The following is a 20,126-nucleotide window of genomic DNA, read 5'->3' as shown; positions in this document are numbered from 1 at the left end:
GGTTTTAAAGATTAGGAAGGGAGAAAAAATGGGGCGATTGACGGGGCTCGAACCCGCGACAACCGGAATCACAATCCGGGGCTCTACCAACTGAGCTACAACCGCCACTACACACCTCGTTTGGTGTGGCGCGCATAATACATAATATTATAAATGTTGTGAAGCCTAAAATTAAAAAAAATCAAAAAAAAATAAATATTTCATAAAATTGCCTACTATCAGTAAAGGTTCATAAAGAGTGTGTAGCGTATTAGCGCTGACAATAAAAAACTATTTGTAGTGATAATTTACTATTTAATGAGAATAAAATGTAAATTAATGTATACTCACTTGCGGGAAATTGCTTAATAAAAACTATTTGGAGTTACTATGGATTCAATACTTACTTGGCTAAACGAAAATTCAGGCCTAATTTTACACTACGGTATTCAAGCAGTTATTGCGCTTGTTATCTTTTTACTTGGTAGCCGTATTGCCAAGTTTTGTGCAGGTTTAACAGAAAAAACATTCGATAAAAAGAAAGTTGATAAAGCTGTAGGCTCATTTGTATCGAGTATAGTTTATGCCATCGTATTTGCTGCCACTATTTTAATGGCACTTTCGCAAATCGGTATAGAAACAACCTCGTTTATTGCTATTTTAGGTGCGGCTGGCCTAGCTGTTGGTTTAGCGCTGCAAGGTTCGCTGTCTAACTTTGCATCTGGCGTACTTATTATATTGCTTCGTCCATTTAAATCTGGTGAGTTTGTTGAAGCTGGCGGTAAAATGGGCACAGTTAAAAAAATCGAAATATTCTCCACAGAGCTTCGCACTCCAGATAACAAAGTAATTATCGTACCAAATTCACAAATTATGTCTGGTGCAATTACTAACTTCTCGCGTGAGTCTACTCGCCGTATCGACTTAGTAATTGGTGTAGGCTACGATGCTGACTTACGTAAAACAAAAGAAGTATTACAGTCAGTACTTGACGCAGAGACTCGTTTACTTAAAGATCCAGCATATACTGTTGCAGTTTCTGAACTTGCAGACTCAAGCGTCAACTTTATTGTCCGTCCTTGGGTAAACTCAGGTGATTACTGGCCGACTTACTGGTCATTATTAGAGAACATAAAAATTGCATTAGATGATGCAGATATTGCAATTCCATATCCGCAAATGGATGTACATTTACACAAGCAAGACTAATTCAAAGTACTAAATAGGTTATTTTTAATGAAATTAAAGCTTTTAACACTTTTAGTTGCAGCCTCTGCTGCAACTAACGCATTCGCAGAAGACGCTGAGAAAAAAACGTGGGAAGTAACAAGCGAGCTAGGTGCTATTGTCACTAGTGGTAACACTGAAACTACAACGTTAAAAGGCGGTTTAAAGGTATTACATCACCTAGAAAACTGGAATAACGAGTACAAAATCGACGGCATCTATAAAGAAGATGAAGTAGAAGATGACAACGGCGATAAAGACAAACAGCGTACGAACGAAAAGTACTCTGCATCTGCGCAAGGTAATTACAAATTAAATGAAAAGAATTCTCATTTATTCATTTATGGTTCACACGTTTCAGACTACTTTGGCGCGTATAGAACTGAATCTGTAATTTCTGCGGGTTACGGCTTACGTTTAATTGACCAACCAGATATGTGGTTAAATGCAGAGTTTGGTCCGGGTTACAAATTTTTTGAATACTCAGACGACAGCACGCAAGTTGATGATGACGGTAACCTACTTGCAGGCGAAAGCGACAGTGAAGTAATTGCTTTAGGTAAACTTGATTACAACTGGCAGATTTCAGATAGCGCACGTTTTACTCAACTTGTATCAGTTGAGTACGGTGACTCAAACACCAAAACGCGTTCAGAAACTGCATTGCTAGCAAAAATAAATGGCTCGCTGCAAATGAAAGTCGCTTTTAATGTTACCAACAACTCAGATGTTGCTGATGACGAAGAAAGCACAGATACAGAGACGTCATTAACGTTAGTATATAGTTTTTAAAAACACCAAACTTTAATAATGGGTGAGCTTTGCTTACCCATTTTTTTTACCTAAAAAATGGTGTAGTATGCCGCGGCTATCTTTATTTTTAGGAAGGGAACTTTGTGAAGTTAACTAGATTATTTTCAGTGTTATTATTAATCAGCGTATTGCTACCTTTTTTGGCTTTAAGCGCAGAGCAAAGTGTTAAACCTACTGAACAGCAATTAGAGCAGTTTAAAAAGCTACCTGAGTCGCAGCAAAAAGCCCTGGCTAAAAAATATGGTATTGACTTAGATGCTCTAAAAGAGAATACAAACTCAAACTTTGAAAATGAACTACCAACACAGTCTGTTTTACCTAGGAATGCTAGCAGTGACGATGAGGAATTTAAAACAGATGAAGAGAAATATAAACCTGAAATAGATGAACCCAAGCCATTTGGTTATGAGCTTTTTTCTGGTGAACCAACCACTTTTACGCCGTCAGAAAACGCTTTAGTTCCTAATGATTACATTGTAGGAACAGGTGATACTTTTACAGTGAATCTCTACGGAACAGACACTTCTAGTGAAGAAGTGGAGATAGACCGAGAGGGTCGTTTAATAATCGGTAAGCTCGAACCTGTTACAGTTGCTGGCATGCAATACAGTGAAGTCGTTGAGCTAATAAAAGCGAAGGTAGAAAAGGAAATGATTGGTGTTCAATCTTTCGTTTCCATGGGGAAAGCTAGAAGTATCCGAATCATGGTTTTAGGTGAAGCTCATTTACCTGGTGCTTACACTGTTCCTGCGTTGTCATCAATAACACATGCCTTATTTGTTAGTGGTGGTATTTCGGAAATAGGCTCGTTACGTAATATTCAGCTTAAACGGGCCGGCAAAACAATTCAATCCTTAGATTTATATGATTTACTTATTAGAGGGGATAGCTCTGCTGATCTGATTTTAAAACCAGGGGATGTTGTTTTTATACCTCCAGTAGGCAAGCAAGTAACCGTACAAGGGGAAGTCCGTAGAGCCGCAGTTTTTGAGCTTAAAGAAAGAGAGAGCGCGAAAGACTTAATTGAGATGGCTGGAGGTTTCAAAGGTTCTGCATATCCACAGAAAACGATTGTTGAACGTTATACCGGTAACAGCTTTAAAACCATTTTGCAGATTGATTTAACGAAACCTAACGTAAATTATATTGCTAAAAATGGAGATAAACTTAAAGTTCCTTCATCTAGCGAAGAGTTAAATGATGCGGTCACATTAATTGGTGCTGTGACTTATCCAGGCAATTATGCATGGAAGCAAGGCGATACGGTTAGCAATTTATTTTCTTCGATTAAAAGTGATTTGTTACCTGTAGCTGATTATGAATACGCAATCTTAGTCAGAGAGACAAATTTAAAAGGTGATATTGAAGTACATCAATTTTCTCCAGTAAAAGCTTCAACCCACCTAAAGGGTGAAGACATTGAGCTTCAAGCTCGCGATAAAGTTATTATATTTAGCCGTTTTCAATCAAAAGAAGAAGAGGAAATCGCTCTTAATACACTCGCTTTAACAGAAGAGCAAATACAGCTTCGTGAAAGAATGAAAATGTGGACTGAGTATGAAAAGCAAAAGTTCTATGAGTTCATTGATCTCGATGGAAAGCTAGATAAAGAATTAGCTGAGCAGGTTGAAAAAGAGTTAGAAGAAAAAAATAAAAAGTTATCACCAATTGCCGAAATACTAAAACAAAATACTGAACTAAAAGAAGATGAACTCTCCTATTTTGGCAGACAGCGACTATTGAAACCTATTCTTGCAAAGCTTAATCAACAAGCTGGTAATAAAAGTACTCTAAAAGTATATGCAATTCGTGGGGAAGTATATCATCCCGGGCTTTATCCTCTCCCAGTAAACGCAAATATTAATAAAGCTATTACTTCGGCTGGTGGGTTGAAAGAATCTGCTTATATAGAGAGTGCAGAGATTACTAGGTTTACTCCGGAAAATACCGGCATGTTAGATCATATTAGTTTGGACCTTAGTAAAGCTAATAGCGACTCAATTAGCAAAAGTTTTCAAATCGAAAGTAAAGATTCTATTAATATATATCCAATACCAAACTGGCAAAAAGAATTAAAAGTTAGCCTGTATGGAGAGGTAAAATTCCCAGGTGAATACGACATTCGTAAAGGAGAAAGTTTACGTGAGGTAATAGAACGTGCCGGCGGGTTTACTCAATACTCGGATTCAAAAGCAGCTGTCTTTACACGAGAAAATCTTCGTGTCCAGCAGCAACAACAGTTAGATAAATTATCTGAAGACCTACGTCGAGATATTGCATCAAAAAGCTTTAATAATTCAATCACAGATTCTTCATTAAGCTATGAAGATATGAATAGCCTGATTAATGACCTAGCAAAAGTTAAAGCTGTTGGTCGTTTAGTTATTGATTTACCTGCTATTGTCAATGGTAATATAGATATCCCACTTGAAAATAACGATATGTTGTATATTCCTAGTAAACAAAATAGTGTCAATGTAGTGGGTGAAGTGAACTTTTCAAGTTCTCATATCTATGATGAGTCATTATCTTATGAAGACTATATCGAGCGAAGTGGAGGTATAAAGCAACGAGCTGATGAAGATCGTATCTATATTATAAAAGCTAGCGGTCTAGTCAAAATTCCTAATAACAGCTCTTGGTTCGCTGCCGAACATGCCGACTTATTAGAGCCTGGAGATACAATTGTTGTTCCTTTAAATACAGAGCATGTTGATAACTTAACCCTATGGAGTACTGCAACGCAAATATTATATCAAATGGGTATAGCTGTTGCTGCGGTTGGTTCACTATAATGAAATCTATTTTAATAAATAAAGTGAAACTTTTAATACAAAGTTTCCAGAAGCTAGTATTACCTTTATGTGCAAAAAGTGCATTTACGTCTAGTTTATATTTTACTTTTTTCTCAAGGGATTTTTACTATGAGCATAAAGCAATCTTACAAGCTAAATTAGCTTACAAAAATAATAATGGTATACATGGTAAAAGTAGCGCATTACTAAGGCGTAATATACATCGTCTTGAGAAAGGATTAATAATGCGCCCTAGAAGAGATGTTTTTGCCTTAGACTATTTATTGGAAACGATCCAAGTTTATAAAAGCACTAATCAAGTTGGTGGTTTCAGTAAAGTAGAATTAGACTGGGCTAACTCAGTGCTGAATGAATATTTTTCTGTTGTTGATTGTACTCATCCTAAAATATCATATGCATATAATATCTACTCTCAAATAGAAAATTCTATGAGTGCAGATCAAGAGGTTAAGCTTCCATATGTGCAAGCTAATAAGGCCACTCACGATATCAATTACCAACAGTTAATGAAGTTATGCTCATCTAGAAGATCAACTCGTTGGTATAAAAATAAAAGCGTTGAGAATGAAAAAATTCATCAAGCAGCAGCAATTGCTCTTCAGGCACCCAGCGCTTGTAATAGGCAACCGTATGAGTTTTACACCATTCAAAGTCAGCCGCTGTTATCTAAATTAGTAGATTTACCGGGTGGAACCGCAGGTTTTTCAAGTAACATACCATGTTTAATAGCAGTTGTTGGAGACTTATCATATTATCCCGAGGCTCGTGATCGACATGTAATTTATATCGATGGAGCACTCGCTAGTATGCAGTTTATGCTTGCAATCGAAACACTAGGTTTAGCAAGCTGTCCGATTAATTGGCCTGAATTGCACACACTCGATCGTAAGGTGAGTCAGTTATTAGGACTACCACAATATAAACGTGTAGTAATGTTTATGTCAGTTGGCTACCCTGATGAAACTGGTTATATAGCCTACTCAGAAAAAAAACCTTCTGAGAATATAGTTATAGGGTTATAGCGTTATTTAAATATAAAATTATTGCTAGATAGAATAGTTTAAATCAATGGAGTATGTAATGAAAAAAAATAAGGGATTTAGCTTGATGGAGCTAATGATTGTACTAATTATCTTAGGTTTATTAGGTTCGTTGATAGCACCTAAACTATTTTCCAAGGTTAGTTCGTCTAAAATTAAAACAGCAATTGCCCAAATGCAAATGTTTGAAACTGCAATAGATACTTATCGTTTAGATATGGGGACAGTGCCACCTACACTCGATGCGCTTAGAAAAAGCGATGAACCAAATTGGGACGGCCCTTATTTACCTAAAGATATTCCTCTAGATCCTTGGGGCAATAGTTACGTTTACAAAGCGCCAGGAGATAATGATTCACTTTATACCATTATGAGCTATGGTCTGGGTGGTGAGCCAGGTGGTACAGATGAAAGTGCGGATATCGTCCACAAATGATAGATTTGGCGCAACTATTAACATCTCAGTTTAAGATAACACAAGCTGACTTGGATAAGGCGAAATCCTACCAGAATCGATATGACGGTAGGTTAGAGCAAATTTTGGTAAATATGGGTTGCTTAACTGAAGAGGATTTAGCACCACTATATAGCCAGCTTTTAGGGTATCCCCTGTTCGTACCTGATAAATACCCTGGCTGGCAACTACCAGACTTCACTGAGCTTTCTACATTGCAAGAGTTCAAAGCATTGGATTGTTTACTTATAGGTGAAGTTGACGGTGTTTGGTTGCTAGCATGTAAAGACCCTTTATCTTTAAATTTAGCGCAATACCTTCAACGATATGATACTAACTTTGAAATATTTGTCGCTACAGAGTCACAATTACAGACCTACTTCTATGAAATTCAGAGTCATACAGAATCAAATATAGATGATGATGAGCTTACCGGAGACGAGGAAGCTAGATTAAGAGAGCTAGCCTCAGAAGCGCCGACTGTAAATTTACTTAATTCTTTAATTACTAAAGCATTAGCTCGTGGTGCGTCTGATATGCACCTAGAGCCACATAAGGGGCACTTTAGGGTACGTTATCGAATAGATGGAGTTTTGCATGAGGTAGATAAGTTAGCTCCCAAAATGCAATTGCCAATAACCACGCGATTAAAAATACTATCAGGGATGGATATAGCTGAAAAGCGGCGTCCACAAGACGGTAAAATAGAAATGCGGATAGCAAACCAAGAGCTTGATATACGTGTTTCGGCACTTCCCTTAAATGATGGAGAAAGTATTGTTCTGCGTTTCCTACTCAAAGAATCAATACGCTATGATATGTCGGTTTTAGGACTATCTAATGACACACAGCATTTAATACAAGAAGATTTAAAAAAAACCACAGGGGTGATTTTACTTACAGGACCAACTGGTTCAGGTAAAACAACAACGTTATATACTTTTTTAAATGAACTAAATCGCCCAAATGTAAAGATCATTACCTTAGAAGACCCTGTAGAATACCAACTAGAGGGAGTAAACCAAGTTCAAGTAAATAATGAGATTGGATTTAACTTCGCGGCAGGTTTGCGTTCAATAGTACGCCAAGACCCAGACATAATAATGGTGGGTGAAATTCGTGACGCTGAAACAGCACGTATAGCTCTTCAGTCAGCTCTTACAGGTCACCTTGTATTTAGTACAGTACATACGAATGATGCGGCTAGTGCATATACTCGATTATTAGATTTAGGTGTAGAAGAGTTTTTGTTAAATGCAGCGTTAGTGTCGGTAGTTGCTCAGCGTCTAGCCCGAAGGTTATGTCAGCACTGTGCTACTCCTCTTGAGGGAGCTCAAATGCTATTTGATAAGTACCCTATAGAGGAAGTTGCACTTAATGCAGGTATTGAGATAAATATTAAACAACCAGTAGGTTGTGAACAGTGCAATCACACTGGCTTTAAGGGCCGAATAGCGATAAATGAATATCTAAGTTGTGATGATACAATAAAGCAAATACCTAAAAACGATCAATTTATAAGTAAAGCCAAAGAACATAACCAGAAATTAAAGCGTCGTAATTTGATGCAAGATGGTTTGTATAAAGTCATAACCGGCGTTACAACGATAGATGAAGTTCTCAGAGTAGCAGGCTAATGGAATTTGAATACAAAGCTATAGATAGTCAAGGGGCAAGGCACCAAGGGGCTATTTCTGCTAATAGTAAATCTGATGCTTATTCAAAGCTTCTAGAACAGGGGTTAAATGCTTTATCTATAAATGCGATAGCAAAAGAAAGCAGTTTAGCTAGTTTATTTGGGCAAAAGGTCACACTGGATCAGCTAGAGTTTTTTACCAGCGAGCTATCACTATTATTAGAAAGTGGAATAAGAGTAGACCGTGGTATAGATATTATTAAACAGGCCAATGCTCACCCTGCTTTGAGTCGTTTACTCAGTCAAATCTCGTCAGCACTTAAAAAAGGTGCTTCATTGAGTGATGCATTTTCAGAGCACGAAGATCTATTTGGGCCTTTATACATCAACTTACTTAAAATAGGTGAAAGTTCAGGGAATTTACCTGAGGTATTGAATAGGTTATCTAATGATTTAAAGTTTCAAAAAGACTTACGCAGTCAGATAAGTACAGCGCTTACATACCCAAGCGTAATATTTTTTGTTTGTATCATGGCTGTGTATTTTGTGCTTACATTCATTGTACCAAAAATGTCAGGTATTTTTACTGACTTAAGCCAAGCACCTTGGTACACGCAAATGATCATTAACGTAAGTAACTTTTTTGTTGATTATCAAGTGATTATTATTTCAGGTGTCATTTCTGTAATAACTGGATTAGCGTATGCTTTAAAGCGCCCGAACGTAAAAAATTGGTTCTATGTTAAGGTTTCTCACTTACCTGGCATCGGTAAAGTTATACTCACGGCAGAAAGAATACGGTTTGCTCAGTCGATGGCTATGATGCTGGAGGCTGGGCTACAACTAGATACGACACTAGAATTGACAGCGAATACTCTCAAACATCCAGAATTAAAACGTGATGCCAGGCTTGCTTTAAAGCAATTGAAGTCTGGTAAGTTATTAAGTGCAGTACTTGCTAAAACAAGAATTTTTCCTGACTTTTTTTTATCCATAATTAAAGTTGGAGAGGAAACTGGACGTTTACCGCGTGTGTTTTCTGAAATAGCCCAGCGCAGTAAAGCTGACCTTGAAAGCGTTATAAAAAAATTAACAACTATGCTAGAACCTATTATGTTGATTTTTATGGGGGGCTTTGTCGGTGGCATAGTGATAACCATGTTAATGAGTATGGTTTCTATAAATGATGTCCCTTTTTAGTAAACAAAAAGGCTTCTCACTAATCGAGTTGATGGTTGTAATGGCCATTGTAGCAACGTTAATGGGACTGACTGGAGCCTTACTAAACAAAAATGTAAACCAACAACAACGATTGGTCGAAATAGAAAAAACTCAGCATATTTTTAAAATGCTGGCTTATAAAGCCTATTATCAAGGGTATCCAATACACGTAAATACACACGATAACGCCTTAACGATTGAAATTAATGGTGTAACAAAAGTCATTAATTTTAAAGAGTTACACTTTCAAAATATTAGTTTTCTGGTTTCTACACGCTCAACAGTGTTTCCTAAATATTTTAAAATAGTCGTAAATGGCAATGAACAAGAGCATGAAATAATTGGAATGTTTAAGCCCTATGAGCAAAGATAAAGGATTTACATTAATAGAAGTGCTTATTGCTGCAATTATTTTATTTTCGGCTTTAGCATTAATAAGTGATATTTTTAAAAGCGCAATGCTTTCATCATCTAAAGCTGTTTCAAACTCGCAATACTACCAAACTTCGACCTCAGCAATTAGTGCCATTAAAGCGAGTCTACGCGAAAAGGTTAACGGCAAAAATATTCAAGTTGCAGAGGGCGCAATGACACTCTTTAATATTAGTTACGAATGGAAAGCGAATCGCACCTCCTTTAAGCGAATTGCCTTCAGCGAGCTTGATGACTATACGCCCGAGCCTCGTTTTTCTATATATGTTGTTCAAGTCACAGCCAAGCAAAGAGATAAACAAAGAAGCTTTTCATTTGAGGTTTCAACATGGTAAATAAAAAGGGACAAAAAGGATTTACACTGATAGAGTTAATGCTTGCAATGACCTTGCTTATGTTAGTGCTGTTTGCTGGTTATTATGGGTATGGCCTATTTACTGATAAGTGGCAAAAGCGAACTCAATTTTATTGGCAGCAAACTCAGCAAACTTTAGCATTTGACGCTATTTCTCGGGTTTTTGAATCCACTTTCCCATATATTGTTAACTCTGATAATAATGAACCAGCACAGTATTTTTCGGGGGACCAAAATCGAGTGATATTTGTTACTACTTCACCTTTATTTACTAAAGAAACGTCTGTTGTAGAGTTTAAAATATTACAAAACGAGAATACATATTCACTTGCCTATAATGAAGCTTCAATGAGAGGTAATTTATTATTAAATCAATCAGATACAATTAGGTGGCAGCATCAAATAATACTTCTCGAAAACTTACAAAATATATCATTTGAGTATTATGGCTGGAAAAACCTGCAAGAAGTATTTACCAACATAATTGGCGATGAAGACGAAAGAAAAGGGGCTCCAAGCTTTTATCAACAACATATTATGGAAGAGCGAAGAGTACTGCCAGTGAGCGTATACATTAATATAAAAGCTAAAGAAGGAGAGCAAAGTAGATTTTTAATTTCACTTCCTACGCAAGCTTCCAGTGTTTTAGCCGACTATCTACAAGAAGAAGTCTAATGTTTCTACAGCGCGGGATTGCATTAATACAGGTACTTATTATTGCGATGATATTAAGTATTTTAGGAATCTACATATTACAGTCGAGCAAAGACCAGGTAGCTATTACCGACGCTATCAAAATAGCTTTAGATCAAAGAATTGAAATTGAAAATGCAGAATCAAAAATTCTTCATACTTTACTTAGTGAGTTTAGAATTAAAAACTTACAAAGTGAAAATGAGATTGTTAGACAATGGAATTTTCACAATAAGCCTTTTACGTTAGACAATGTTAGTGTGCAAATCCAAGACTTAAATGGCTTAATTAGTTTAAACGAAGTGAATAAGTCAACCTTAGACGATTTTTTTGTGCAATATGGAGTGGACAAAAATCTAAGCGAACAATTTATAGCCTCATTAACCGATTGGATTGATAAGGACGATAATATAAAATATAACGGTGCAGAGCGCGCCTATTACGAAAAAATGGGACTAACAGGCCCAAGAAATGGATTGTTACAATCTGTTGAAGAAGTTTTTTATATAAAAAACCATGACATACTGCCCGAGGAAGATTGGTATAAGTATTTCACAGTTGCTAATGTTAACGGCTTTAACCCTGCGCATTCTCCTGAGCAAATACTAAAGTCTTTCATTAAAAACGATACAAAGGTAGCTAAACTTATTGAACTGCGTAATAATAAGCAACTTAATGGACATGTATTTTACAATGAAACAGGGATTGATTCAGATGAGTTTCTAAGCTTTCTAACTGGTGATAACCTCAGAATCACCCTCACAGCCAAAAATCAGCAACAAAAAACCACAAAAACCTTTACTGTTAAGCTGAGAGCCCGTTCATTAACTCGTCCAGTCGTAATTACGAATGTAGTATGGAATTAATATGAAAAGTTATAATTTAATTCAACAATTGAAATCTAAGGATTGGCTTAATCACCATGTTGCATACTTCCACGAAACACTTTTTTCACTAACAGATAAAGGCTTTTCTGAGATACAGAACACACCAAAAGTTATTATAGTTGCCAGGCAGTATTATACAGAGACATGGCAAACATACCCTTCTATCTCGTTAAAAGAATTGAAAGAGTTATTAAAACTTCAAAATAGCAACAAACAGAATAAAATAACTAAAACAAACTACTCGAAAAATGAGCAGCAAGAAGGCTTTGATGTCAAAACTATTGAGTTCAATGAGTTCATATCAACGAGGTTCTCGCAAAGTTTTTTGATCCCCGAAACTGATTTAATAGCACATAGTTACGAGCGCGAAAGTATCGCTATGGAACTAAATACGCCAGCGGGAGTATTATTTTATGCGCAAGCTGAAGGTAAAGCACATAGCACGTATAAAAGAGGTTTAGTTTCCTCACTAGATATTTTCTCTCTCAGTGTAGGTTTATCTGATAATGCCAAAAGGGTTCAATTAGAAAGTAGCCAGTATAGTAAAGCGTTACTGAGCACGTTAAAAAACTACCCTCTATCAAAGCTTAATAAGTTGATCTCTAGCGACTTCACAAAAAGCGTAAACCTAAATATGTTGCACGCGATTTATTGGGCTCCAATGATTACTGCAACACTCTTCATTTTGATTATGAATGGCTACTTTATGTTGCAGCATAATACTTTAGAAGAAAAGCTTAGTGCTAAAAATCAACAAATCTCCACTTTGTTAGCCAAACAAAAGCATATTGATGAAACCAACAGATACGTATCAGATGTATCTAATGAACTCACAAGCGTGCCAAGAGTACTAAGTCACTTTCAAATTGCATATGAGGCAATCAATGCCGGTATGGAAATACAGCAATTTAAAGGCGGCGCTAATGAAATAATGATACGAGGCTTTGCTAATTCTGCGTCAACGGTATTATCTGCAATAAGTGAGTTACCAGAGTTATCGAGTGCGCAATTTAATGGCCCTGTAAGAAAATCAGGAAAAAGAGACTACTTTGTAATGACGTTAAAGTTAGCGACAACCAATGAAAAATGAAATAATAAAATACCAGCATTACTTGTTGCTTATTCTGGCTCTTATAATAACCCAATTTATTTTAGAGCCACTGTGGCAGCATGGGCTTGATACCCAGAGTAAAATTCAGTTAATGGAAAAAAAAGCAGACAAAATTGCAGGTTTGCTTTCAGTCAAAGAGCAGATAGATGAACAAGATAAATTAATCTCTTCTAAGTTATTGCAGCTTCAACCATATTTATTTCCTGCAAGTTCGGAATCTGAGTTTAAGCTTTTAGCACAAGGAAAAGTTGAATCAGTATTATCTGATGCAAATTGCAACATTGATAGCATAGGGTGGAAAAGTCGTTCAAAAGTAGAACAAAGCCTAATTCGTTGGACATTAGAGGCAAGGTATAAAGGCAATGCAGAGTGTGCATTAAAAGCTATACGAACATTTGAACACCAAAAACCCGTGATTAATATTTCTGAGTACTCTCTTGGCGGCAGAGAAGTATCTGGTAATAAAAGAAACAATATGGTTATTCAAATAAATTTAGTAATGTGGCAAAACGCAAAAGAGGTTGCATTATGAAGTGGTTTATTGGCTTTTTATGCTTGTTAACGGTATATCTTTTATTCGACGGTCTTTCGCTATCAGCGCATTCTTCTTCTGATAAAAAGCATAAGTATACTTCCCCACAAAGTATTAACCCTGTAAAAGAGCAGGAAATTTTACCTGTTGAAAAAGAATGGTTGGCTTATTTGCAAGAGCAAGAAGAGAAAAAACCGGCCCCAGAAACACAAAATAACAAAGTTCATAAACCACCATATCCAACAATTACTATTGGTGAAAAAAACTATCAGTTACTAGGGATTTTTAAAAAAGATAAACACCCCTTTGTATTATTAAAAGCGGTTAATTCAGAATTAATCGAGTTACAAGAAGGAGCGGCTCTTTCTGAAGGGGTCGTTCTTCAAGCAATAACTGCTTCCGCTATTACCTTATCTCAAGGTGATGAACTAATAAAATTTAAACTTTTTGAACGTAGTGACCATGTCGAATAGATTATTTAAAACAACAATTATACTTCCGTTAATGCTAGGGCTAACTAGCTGTGCATTGTTGGAGCCTAAATCGCATGTTCAGGCCGAGCGTGTCACCGTAAACGCATCTTATCTTGATGAACCACAAGCTAAGGTTCAAGCTGAGGAAGTTAATAAGGCGGAAAATAAACACGAAGGTAATAATGTTGAGTATCTGACGCGTTTGTCGGGCACTAAGCAAGGCTTAACTTTAGAATTAGATTTATCTGACAGCATAAAGAGTAATAAAACTTTTCAAGTATCCGTTAATGCTTTACCACTTAATGATTTTATTCATTATATCTTTGGTGAGCTGCTAGACGTTTCATATCTACTTGAAGCGAGTGTTAAAGCTAATGCTACACCTGTGACTTTAGACTTAAAGCAAGAAATACCTGCCAAAGAGTTATTTTTACTCGCACAGCAAATACTTTCTCAGAATAATATCAATATTGTAAAAAATGATCGTATTTTCTTTTTGCATACTAACAACGCAAATACTAAAACGGATAAAGCATTTGGTTTTGGTAGAACAGAAGACTCTGTACCTAATGTGTCAGGTGAAATTGTCCAACTTGTTCCTATCCTTTATGATATGAAGGCAGGCTTACGAAGTATCATAAATCAACTAGTTGACGCAAAAACAAACTATGATGCATCCCAAGGCTTACTAACTATAGTTGGTTTGCGCGAACAAGTTATTCGATCTTTATCATTGATTGGTTTACTCGACAGCCCATTTATGTATAACAAATCAAGCGCGCTTCTTAGCTTTGAATACATAAATTCAGAAACGTTTACCGAAAAAGTATCAGAAATACTTGCCCAAGAAGGTATTAGTGTTTCTAAAGGTGGGTTACGCTCAACCAATGTTAAATTTGTACCACTAGAACATTTAGGTAAAGTGGTTGTGTTTGCTAGTAGCGATGAAGTTATTGACCGAGTTACATTTTGGTTAAAGCAACTAGATAAACCTGTTGCAGGGGCAGAGCAAAGTTTTTATATTTACAATCCGCGCTATGCCAGAGCATCAGATTTAGGTGAGAGCTTAGCACCTTTGCTAGGGGGGAGTACCTCAAGCTCACCTAGAGTCTCATCTACTAACTCAGAAACATCTAGCGCGAGTACTGTTAATAGTAATAGAGGCGAAGCCAATAGCGTTCAAACAATAGAAGGTGATAATGTTCGCCTAGTGGTTGATAGCAGAGCTAACGCCCTTATTTTTTACTCCACGGGGCAGCACTTTCAAGAGTTACAGCCAATCATTCGTCAGCTCGATATTATGCCTAAACAAGTAATGATGGAGGTCGTTATTGCTGAGGTAAAACTGACTGGTGCTTTCTCTAAAGGAGTTCAATTTGCTATTGAGAGCGGAAAAGCGTCTAGTCGTACAGAAAGCTTTAGCTTTGACGGTGAAGAAGGCTTTAACTACTCAATTGTAGGTTTGCCGGGGAATATTAGCGTAAATCTTTCACAAACTGATGGTCTTGTTAATGTGTTATCTCGCCCTACATTACTTGTGCGTGATGGTGTGGCTGCAAATATAAGTGTAGGTGACGATATACCTACGGTAGGAAGTACTACAACCGATCCAATAAGCGGTGATCGTCAAACCACGGAAGTAACTTATAGAAAAACAGGTGTTGATCTAACTGTAACACCAACTATAAATGCGCAAGGCACGGTTATTATGTCTATTTCACAAAATATTTCTAATGTTTCAACAGATGGCTCAGGCGTTGCTGGCAATCCATCAATTTTTGAACGAACATTAAGTACAGAGGTTGTAGCCGGGAATGGGCAAACTGTTATGTTGGGTGGACTTATCAGCGAAAATAAATCTAACGGTGCGTCGTCAGTACCATTTTTTGGTGATTTACCATTGTTTGGGCATTTGTTTAGATCAGATACAAGTAGCTCAGACAAAACTGAATTAGTAATTTTAGTAACGCCTAAAATTGTCCAAAATAGCGAAGATTGGGAGCGTGTTAAAGGGAGTTTTCTTAAAGGTTTAGAAAATATTTCTTTTTAACTTTTTACTACCTCAATTTTAGTGAGTATTGGGCTTTTAGCTTTTAAATTAAAAACTACACATTTAGGTGTATATTCGATAGGCGAATATGCACTTATTTATGGTGTAAGTGAAAAGAATTCTGTAATGAAATAGTCACAAGGCGTTGGTTTAATATAAACGAGCAGCTGCTAGGCTATTTGTACAGTTTAAATAAGGGTTTAATACATATATTTGCTGCTTTATTTTTGTAAGTAAGCGGTTAATGTTATGTATTAATTTTAATCATAAAATATTCACTATATTAGGTAATTTACTTGACATAACCTGAATAAGCCCTTAAATTTGCATTGATCTGGCAACCTGCTGTCAGAACAATAAAATCTCGATGTATTGCAAACTTTGTTATACATCTGTTTCATGGAACTATGGAGAACGGAAACAAAATGAAATTATTCAAAAAAGCACTTTTGGCAACAGCTATCATGGGTACAATGGGTGCACAAGCTGCAACTATTTCTAGCGAAGCATTAAACCTTTCAAAAGAAGGTGCTGCACTAGGCGTTGCACCTACAGAACAAACTGTAGTGTTTGATGTTGTTGTAGATAAAGATCATCCATCAGCATCTGTAATCACTATTAACTTCGACAAAAACGTTGATGTTAACGGTTTAATAGGTGGTGATGTAACTCAAACAGTTGGTGGCGGTACAGCTTATGCTGGTGACGTAGCGTTTAACTACGGTACTGGTAGCTTCACATTCGATGACGTAAAAGTTTTTGATCGTGACCAAACTAAAGGCGAAACTGATGCAATTAGCTTTAAAGTTAACCTTGGTAACCCTTTAACTGCTAACTCGGCTTTCCGTGTAACTCTAGGTCAGCACGATCTTGGTGTTGAGCCAGATAATTCAGATGATGGTGCAGATAAAGTACTTATCGCTGGTGTATCTAACATCAACTACATCTCGCATAAGCCAGACGACTCAGTAATCGAAACTGGTGTTGGCGAGCTTGCTAAAGAAGTTTCTCAGTTTAGCTTTAAAATTGATGAAAAATTAGACGGTGTTATTAGCCGTACTGATCAAACTGACTGGTCAGAAACTAACTTTACTTCAATTGAATCTGATGAGCTAGAGTACACTCTTACTAATGACGAGACTATGGGTCTAGCACTTTTAGGTGCAGATCTAAAAGTAGTATTTAGTGGTAACTTTGACGGCGTCGAAGATTTTTCTGGTGTATCTCGTAGTGCTATCGATTACGTAAGCGATGCAGCACCAGGCAGAACTGTAGGTGCTTTATCGCCGCTTGTAACTAACGATGCAGGTAAAACAATTGCTGTAGATATGCGTTATGCTACAGCTGCAGGTGCTGAAGGTACTAAGCTTGCTGCTGATGAGCAATTAGTATTTACTAATGAAGATGATGCAACTACTCCTGACACTGATGAAGCTGCAGAAATCCCAGTAACTGGTGATGTTAAAGCAACTGTTACACTTTACAACGCTGATAACAACTTAAAAGCTATCCCAACTGGTGGTTACCCACTATACAATGATGTTGATGCAGGTAAATGGACTATTGATGCGACTATCGTAAACGTACCATACATGCCAATTAATGCACCTAGCACTAACTCATTCATCCACTTCGCAAACGAAATTGATCGTGAAGTTGATGTTATCGTAACTGCTATCGATAACAACGGTGTTGAGTACGGTCCAATGGACTTAGGCTTCAACCTTCGCCCAGACACTGTTGAAAAACTATCTATGAAGTACATGGATGAGTTATTTGGTCTTGGTGGTCAATCTACTAAGTTAAGCCTTACATTCAACCTTGATGCATTCAAAAATGATGTTGGCGTATACGCAGTTAGCCAAAACGACCAAGGTCGTACTGAAGTATCTAGCTCACAACAAAAATAATATTGCTTAGTCAATATGTTAAAAACCCGGCTTAGGCCGGGTTTTTTGTCTTTCGTATTTGTGTTTAAAAGGTGAAACCATGAAATTAAAAACAAGTTTATTATTATGTGCGCTAGCATTTGCAAACTTGAATGCTGCTTATGCACAAGCGTCAAATGCAAAAGTATTATCAGCAAGTAGCAGCGACAATAGCTGCAAATTTGATGTGAGTTTTAATACAGACCCGCAAGTAAAAGAACAAACCATGAATGTTTCTCAAGGCGTTGAGCTAAAGCTTAAGCAATATATTGCTGTACGTACACACAGAGGCGCCAACATTGCGAGTAATGTGATATGCCAACATTTGGTAGGTCAACAGTACACAGGCTCACAAGAAGAATGGAAAGGTTTTATTAATACTGCAGTACAAGGCATGATGCAGCATGGCTTTAAAGACTTAAAGTTTACTAAAGTAGGCACTGATGATGCTGCCTATAAGGGCCAATACCCCAATTTTGAGTATACCTTTACAGGTGATATAGGTGGAAATAAGCAAATTATTCATAACCTAGCAGTACTTGATAAAAAAAATAATCAAGTAATCACTTTTTCAGTGAGCGGAAATAAAAAAGTAGAAAGTGAGATTAAATCTGATTACCAGCAACTTATTAATTCATTTAGCCTTTAGTTTTTACTGCCTTATATAGCAAGTAATACCAATCGTAATAATACTTAACCTAAACTCTGGCTACGAGGTTTTTAGCATATTTTATTTAGCCTATAGCAAGTAAATTCAACGCAGTTAGCACTTAAAATAGCTGCTAGAGATAGATTTATTATCCAGAGTTCAGGTTATTTAATCACTTTTATGAGCTAAACGCGTCGCTACCTGCGTTATTAAATTCTCATTTACGACTGCATGGATACAGAAGGTAGAGCAATGCAGTAGCAATTGCCGAGAACAACTAAATAGCAACTTTTTTGGCTAGGGCGTGTTGAACTATGATGGTTGCATTTACAGTGTTGTGTTTGGTTTATGAACAGCGTGGAGTCTATGTAGTATGGTTATTCCCCATAAATGGGCGATAACGCAGCATAAATGCCAAACATGCGCAGCCCTCTAGGTTCTTTCTAGGAACGATTAGTTCTTTGCTGCCTACATGGACGTAAGTATGGACTTCCCAGCTTTCACTAGACAGTTTCTAACTCAGAAAAATACGCTTCCTCAAACTTAGCTGGTGAAACACCGCCTGTGTGTGAATGGCGTTTTTTTGGATTGTAGAACATTTCTATAAAATTGAATATCTCAGCTTTCGCATCTTCCCTTGTCGAATATATCTTACGCTTAACTATTCGCTTTTTAATCGTCGCAAAAAAGCTTTCAGCAACTGCATTATCGTGACAATTCCCAGCTCGACTCATTGAGGGTACAAGGTTATGTTCTTTCATAAAGGCTAAGTAATCAGCGCTACCATACTGGCTTCCTTGATCACTATGTACCATTACGTCAGCTTTGGGTTGGCGCTGATAAACTGCCATGAGCAATGCTTTAATTACTAAGTGCTTGTCCATGTTTTTATCCATCGACCAGCCTACGATGCGCCTAGAGAATAAATCCATGACAGTTGCTACATACAAGAAGCCTTCATAGATTCTCACATAAGTAATATCACTTACCCAAGTTTGATTCGGCGCAGGAGGATTAAACTGACGAGCTAGCAAGTTATCTGCAATGCGCGATGTTTTACCGCCTTTAATATGGCGACGTTTATAACCTATTTGCGCTTTGAGTTTATGTTGGCGCATGATCTTAGCTACGCGATTAACACTACATTGCTCACCAGCTTCACGTAAATCTGCGTGTATCCAAGGACTACCGTAAGTGCCACCACTGGCAACGTAAAACTCTCTAATAAGCTTAAGCAAACGATTATCTTCGATTGCTCTGTCACTCAATGGCTTCTTTAACCACGCATAAAAGCCACTGCGGTGTAGCTTAAATAGTTTACACATCGCAACAATAGAAAACTCATTTTGATGCTCACGAATAGAAGCGTACTTTACTCGGGGTTGCTGGCAAAGTACCTTGCGGCCTTTTTTAGAATGTCGCGTTCCTCCGTGACACGTTTTAGCTCGGCCTCAAGTTTGGCGATCCTTAGTTGTTCATCTGATGATTTGGTTTGTTTGGGTTTCTCTGATAACTGGCTTCGCCAGTGATATAACGTTTTGGTACAAATATCTAATCGTTCTGATACTTCAGCAACTGAATAACCACGTTCAGTTATTTGTTTAACTGCTTCTATTTTAAATTCTTGGGTATACCGTTTGCCTTTGCTCATAAAACACCTCTAATTAGAAGTTACAATGTAACTCATTGGGTGTCTAGCAAACTATGGGAAGTCCAGTAAGGGGCGTGAGCAGGACGCGGAAGCTTTGCTCGGTTTTTACTTATTCTTACAAGGATGTAAGTCATTAGAATAACGCAGGAGCAGTTATCGAGCCCACTAGGTTACAAACC

At 37.1% G+C, this 20,126-nt stretch carries 18 protein-coding genes and 1 tRNA gene; 17 read left to right on the top strand and 2 right to left on the bottom strand.

The annotated features are described in order from the left end of the window. Positions 1-29: 29 nt before the first annotated feature. A tRNA-His gene (locus tag MTF64_RS12665) sits at positions 30-105 on the bottom strand. 264 nt (positions 106-369) lie between these two features. Here MTF64_RS12665 and MTF64_RS12660 point away from each other — a divergent pair. The 17 genes from MTF64_RS12660 to MTF64_RS12580 all read left to right on the top strand — a co-directional run bounded on the left by MTF64_RS12660 (position 370) and on the right by MTF64_RS12580 (position 18,296). Continuing rightward, complete coding sequence (locus tag MTF64_RS12660) at positions 370-1,188, top strand: mechanosensitive ion channel domain-containing protein (RefSeq protein ID WP_248451605.1); 819 nt, start codon at positions 370-372, stop codon at positions 1,186-1,188. 27 nt (positions 1,189-1,215) lie between these two features. Then, the gene (locus MTF64_RS12655; protein WP_029773724.1) at positions 1,216-1,998 is read left to right on the top strand and encodes a DUF481 domain-containing protein; all 783 of its coding nucleotides are present in this window, start codon (positions 1,216-1,218) and stop codon (positions 1,996-1,998) included. Between the two features lie 104 nt (positions 1,999-2,102). Beyond that, entirely contained in the window at positions 2,103-4,814 is a 2,712-nt protein-coding gene (locus tag MTF64_RS12650; protein ID WP_248451604.1) for an SLBB domain-containing protein, read from the top strand. Further along, complete coding sequence (locus MTF64_RS12645; RefSeq protein WP_248451603.1) at positions 4,814-5,857, top strand: nitroreductase family protein; 1,044 nt, start codon at positions 4,814-4,816, stop codon at positions 5,855-5,857. The genes MTF64_RS12650 and MTF64_RS12645 overlap by 1 nt, the downstream gene beginning before the upstream one ends. 58 nt (positions 5,858-5,915) lie before the next feature. After that, positions 5,916-6,311, top strand: coding sequence for a type II secretion system major pseudopilin GspG (gspG, locus tag MTF64_RS12640; protein ID WP_248451602.1), 396 nt, complete (start codon positions 5,916-5,918; stop codon positions 6,309-6,311). Beyond that, positions 6,308-7,966, top strand: a complete 1,659-nt coding sequence (locus tag MTF64_RS12635; protein ID WP_248451601.1) for a GspE/PulE family protein — start codon at positions 6,308-6,310, stop codon at positions 7,964-7,966. Before gspG ends, MTF64_RS12635 begins: the two co-directional genes overlap by 4 nt. Next, complete coding sequence (locus MTF64_RS12630) at positions 7,966-9,165, top strand: type II secretion system F family protein (protein WP_248451600.1); 1,200 nt, start codon at positions 7,966-7,968, stop codon at positions 9,163-9,165. Before MTF64_RS12635 ends, MTF64_RS12630 begins: the two co-directional genes overlap by 1 nt. Further along, entirely contained in the window at positions 9,149-9,559 is a 411-nt protein-coding gene (locus MTF64_RS12625; protein ID WP_308200589.1) for a prepilin-type N-terminal cleavage/methylation domain-containing protein, read from the top strand. The genes MTF64_RS12630 and MTF64_RS12625 overlap by 17 nt, the downstream gene beginning before the upstream one ends. Continuing rightward, positions 9,546-9,953 carry a prepilin-type N-terminal cleavage/methylation domain-containing protein gene (locus MTF64_RS12620; RefSeq protein ID WP_248451598.1) on the top strand — a complete coding sequence of 136 codons (408 nt, stop codon included), beginning with the start codon at positions 9,546-9,548 and terminating at the stop codon, positions 9,951-9,953. Before MTF64_RS12625 ends, MTF64_RS12620 begins: the two co-directional genes overlap by 14 nt. Further along, positions 9,947-10,648 carry a prepilin-type N-terminal cleavage/methylation domain-containing protein gene (locus tag MTF64_RS12615; protein ID WP_248451597.1) on the top strand — a complete coding sequence of 234 codons (702 nt, stop codon included), beginning with the start codon at positions 9,947-9,949 and terminating at the stop codon, positions 10,646-10,648. The genes MTF64_RS12620 and MTF64_RS12615 overlap by 7 nt, the downstream gene beginning before the upstream one ends. Then, the gene (locus MTF64_RS12610; protein WP_248451595.1) at positions 10,648-11,532 is read left to right on the top strand and encodes a type II secretion system protein GspK; all 885 of its coding nucleotides are present in this window, start codon (positions 10,648-10,650) and stop codon (positions 11,530-11,532) included. Before MTF64_RS12615 ends, MTF64_RS12610 begins: the two co-directional genes overlap by 1 nt. Before the next feature lies 1 nt (position 11,533). After that, positions 11,534-12,643: a hypothetical protein gene (locus MTF64_RS12605; protein ID WP_248451594.1), complete on the top strand. Its 1,110-nt coding sequence runs from the start codon at positions 11,534-11,536 to the stop codon at positions 12,641-12,643. Next, positions 12,633-13,196 (top strand): hypothetical protein, encoded by a 564-nt coding sequence (locus MTF64_RS12600; RefSeq protein WP_248451593.1) that lies wholly within the window; start codon positions 12,633-12,635, stop codon positions 13,194-13,196. The genes MTF64_RS12605 and MTF64_RS12600 overlap by 11 nt, the downstream gene beginning before the upstream one ends. Then, the gene (locus MTF64_RS12595) at positions 13,193-13,669 is read left to right on the top strand and encodes a hypothetical protein (protein ID WP_248451592.1); all 477 of its coding nucleotides are present in this window, start codon (positions 13,193-13,195) and stop codon (positions 13,667-13,669) included. The genes MTF64_RS12600 and MTF64_RS12595 overlap by 4 nt, the downstream gene beginning before the upstream one ends. Next, entirely contained in the window at positions 13,659-15,719 is a 2,061-nt protein-coding gene (locus MTF64_RS12590) for a secretin N-terminal domain-containing protein (RefSeq protein ID WP_248451591.1), read from the top strand. Before MTF64_RS12595 ends, MTF64_RS12590 begins: the two co-directional genes overlap by 11 nt. Positions 15,720-16,144: 425 nt before the next feature. Further along, the gene (locus MTF64_RS12585) at positions 16,145-17,629 is read left to right on the top strand and encodes a hypothetical protein (RefSeq protein ID WP_248451590.1); all 1,485 of its coding nucleotides are present in this window, start codon (positions 16,145-16,147) and stop codon (positions 17,627-17,629) included. A 79-nt stretch (positions 17,630-17,708) separates the two neighbouring features. Beyond that, on the top strand, positions 17,709-18,296 hold the full coding sequence (locus MTF64_RS12580; protein ID WP_248451589.1) for a hypothetical protein: 588 nt from the start codon (positions 17,709-17,711) through the stop codon (positions 18,294-18,296). A gap of 503 nt (positions 18,297-18,799) precedes the next feature. Here MTF64_RS12580 and MTF64_RS12575 read toward each other — a convergent pair. Next, a protein-coding gene (locus MTF64_RS12575; RefSeq protein ID WP_248451588.1) for an IS3 family transposase occupies positions 18,800-19,947 on the bottom strand; the annotation gives its coding sequence in 2 pieces (ribosomal slippage) (positions 18,800-19,710 and positions 19,710-19,947; 1,149 coding nt in all). Positions 19,948-20,126 lie beyond the last annotated feature (179 nt).

Origin of the sequence: Pseudoalteromonas sp. 2CM41L, from assembly GCF_023161905.1 — a bacterium.
Taxonomy (GTDB): domain Bacteria; phylum Pseudomonadota; class Gammaproteobacteria; order Enterobacterales; family Alteromonadaceae; genus Pseudoalteromonas; species Pseudoalteromonas atlantica.
This window is presented reverse-complemented; position numbering and strand designations above follow the sequence as displayed.

Coding starts and splice junctions, on each gene's coding strand:
- MTF64_RS12615 (WP_248451597.1), top strand. CDS start 9,947: ATGGTAAATAAAAAGGGACAAAAAGGATTTACACTGATAGAGTTAATG.
- MTF64_RS12605 (WP_248451594.1), top strand. CDS start 11,534: ATGAAAAGTTATAATTTAATTCAACAATTGAAATCTAAGGATTGGCTT.
- MTF64_RS12595 (WP_248451592.1), top strand. CDS start 13,193: ATGAAGTGGTTTATTGGCTTTTTATGCTTGTTAACGGTATATCTTTTA.
- MTF64_RS12585 (WP_248451590.1), top strand. CDS start 16,145: ATGAAATTATTCAAAAAAGCACTTTTGGCAACAGCTATCATGGGTACA.
- MTF64_RS12630 (WP_248451600.1), top strand. CDS start 7,966: ATGGAATTTGAATACAAAGCTATAGATAGTCAAGGGGCAAGGCACCAA.
- MTF64_RS12610 (WP_248451595.1), top strand. CDS start 10,648: ATGTTTCTACAGCGCGGGATTGCATTAATACAGGTACTTATTATTGCG.
- gspG (WP_248451602.1), top strand. CDS start 5,916: ATGAAAAAAAATAAGGGATTTAGCTTGATGGAGCTAATGATTGTACTA.
- MTF64_RS12600 (WP_248451593.1), top strand. CDS start 12,633: ATGAAAAATGAAATAATAAAATACCAGCATTACTTGTTGCTTATTCTG.
- MTF64_RS12635 (WP_248451601.1), top strand. CDS start 6,308: ATGATAGATTTGGCGCAACTATTAACATCTCAGTTTAAGATAACACAA.
- MTF64_RS12660 (WP_248451605.1), top strand. CDS start 370: ATGGATTCAATACTTACTTGGCTAAACGAAAATTCAGGCCTAATTTTA.
- MTF64_RS12655 (WP_029773724.1), top strand. CDS start 1,216: ATGAAATTAAAGCTTTTAACACTTTTAGTTGCAGCCTCTGCTGCAACT.
- MTF64_RS12645 (WP_248451603.1), top strand. CDS start 4,814: ATGAAATCTATTTTAATAAATAAAGTGAAACTTTTAATACAAAGTTTC.
- MTF64_RS12625 (WP_308200589.1), top strand. CDS start 9,149: ATGATGTCCCTTTTTAGTAAACAAAAAGGCTTCTCACTAATCGAGTTG.
- MTF64_RS12620 (WP_248451598.1), top strand. CDS start 9,546: ATGAGCAAAGATAAAGGATTTACATTAATAGAAGTGCTTATTGCTGCA.
- MTF64_RS12580 (WP_248451589.1), top strand. CDS start 17,709: ATGAAATTAAAAACAAGTTTATTATTATGTGCGCTAGCATTTGCAAAC.
- MTF64_RS12590 (WP_248451591.1), top strand. CDS start 13,659: ATGTCGAATAGATTATTTAAAACAACAATTATACTTCCGTTAATGCTA.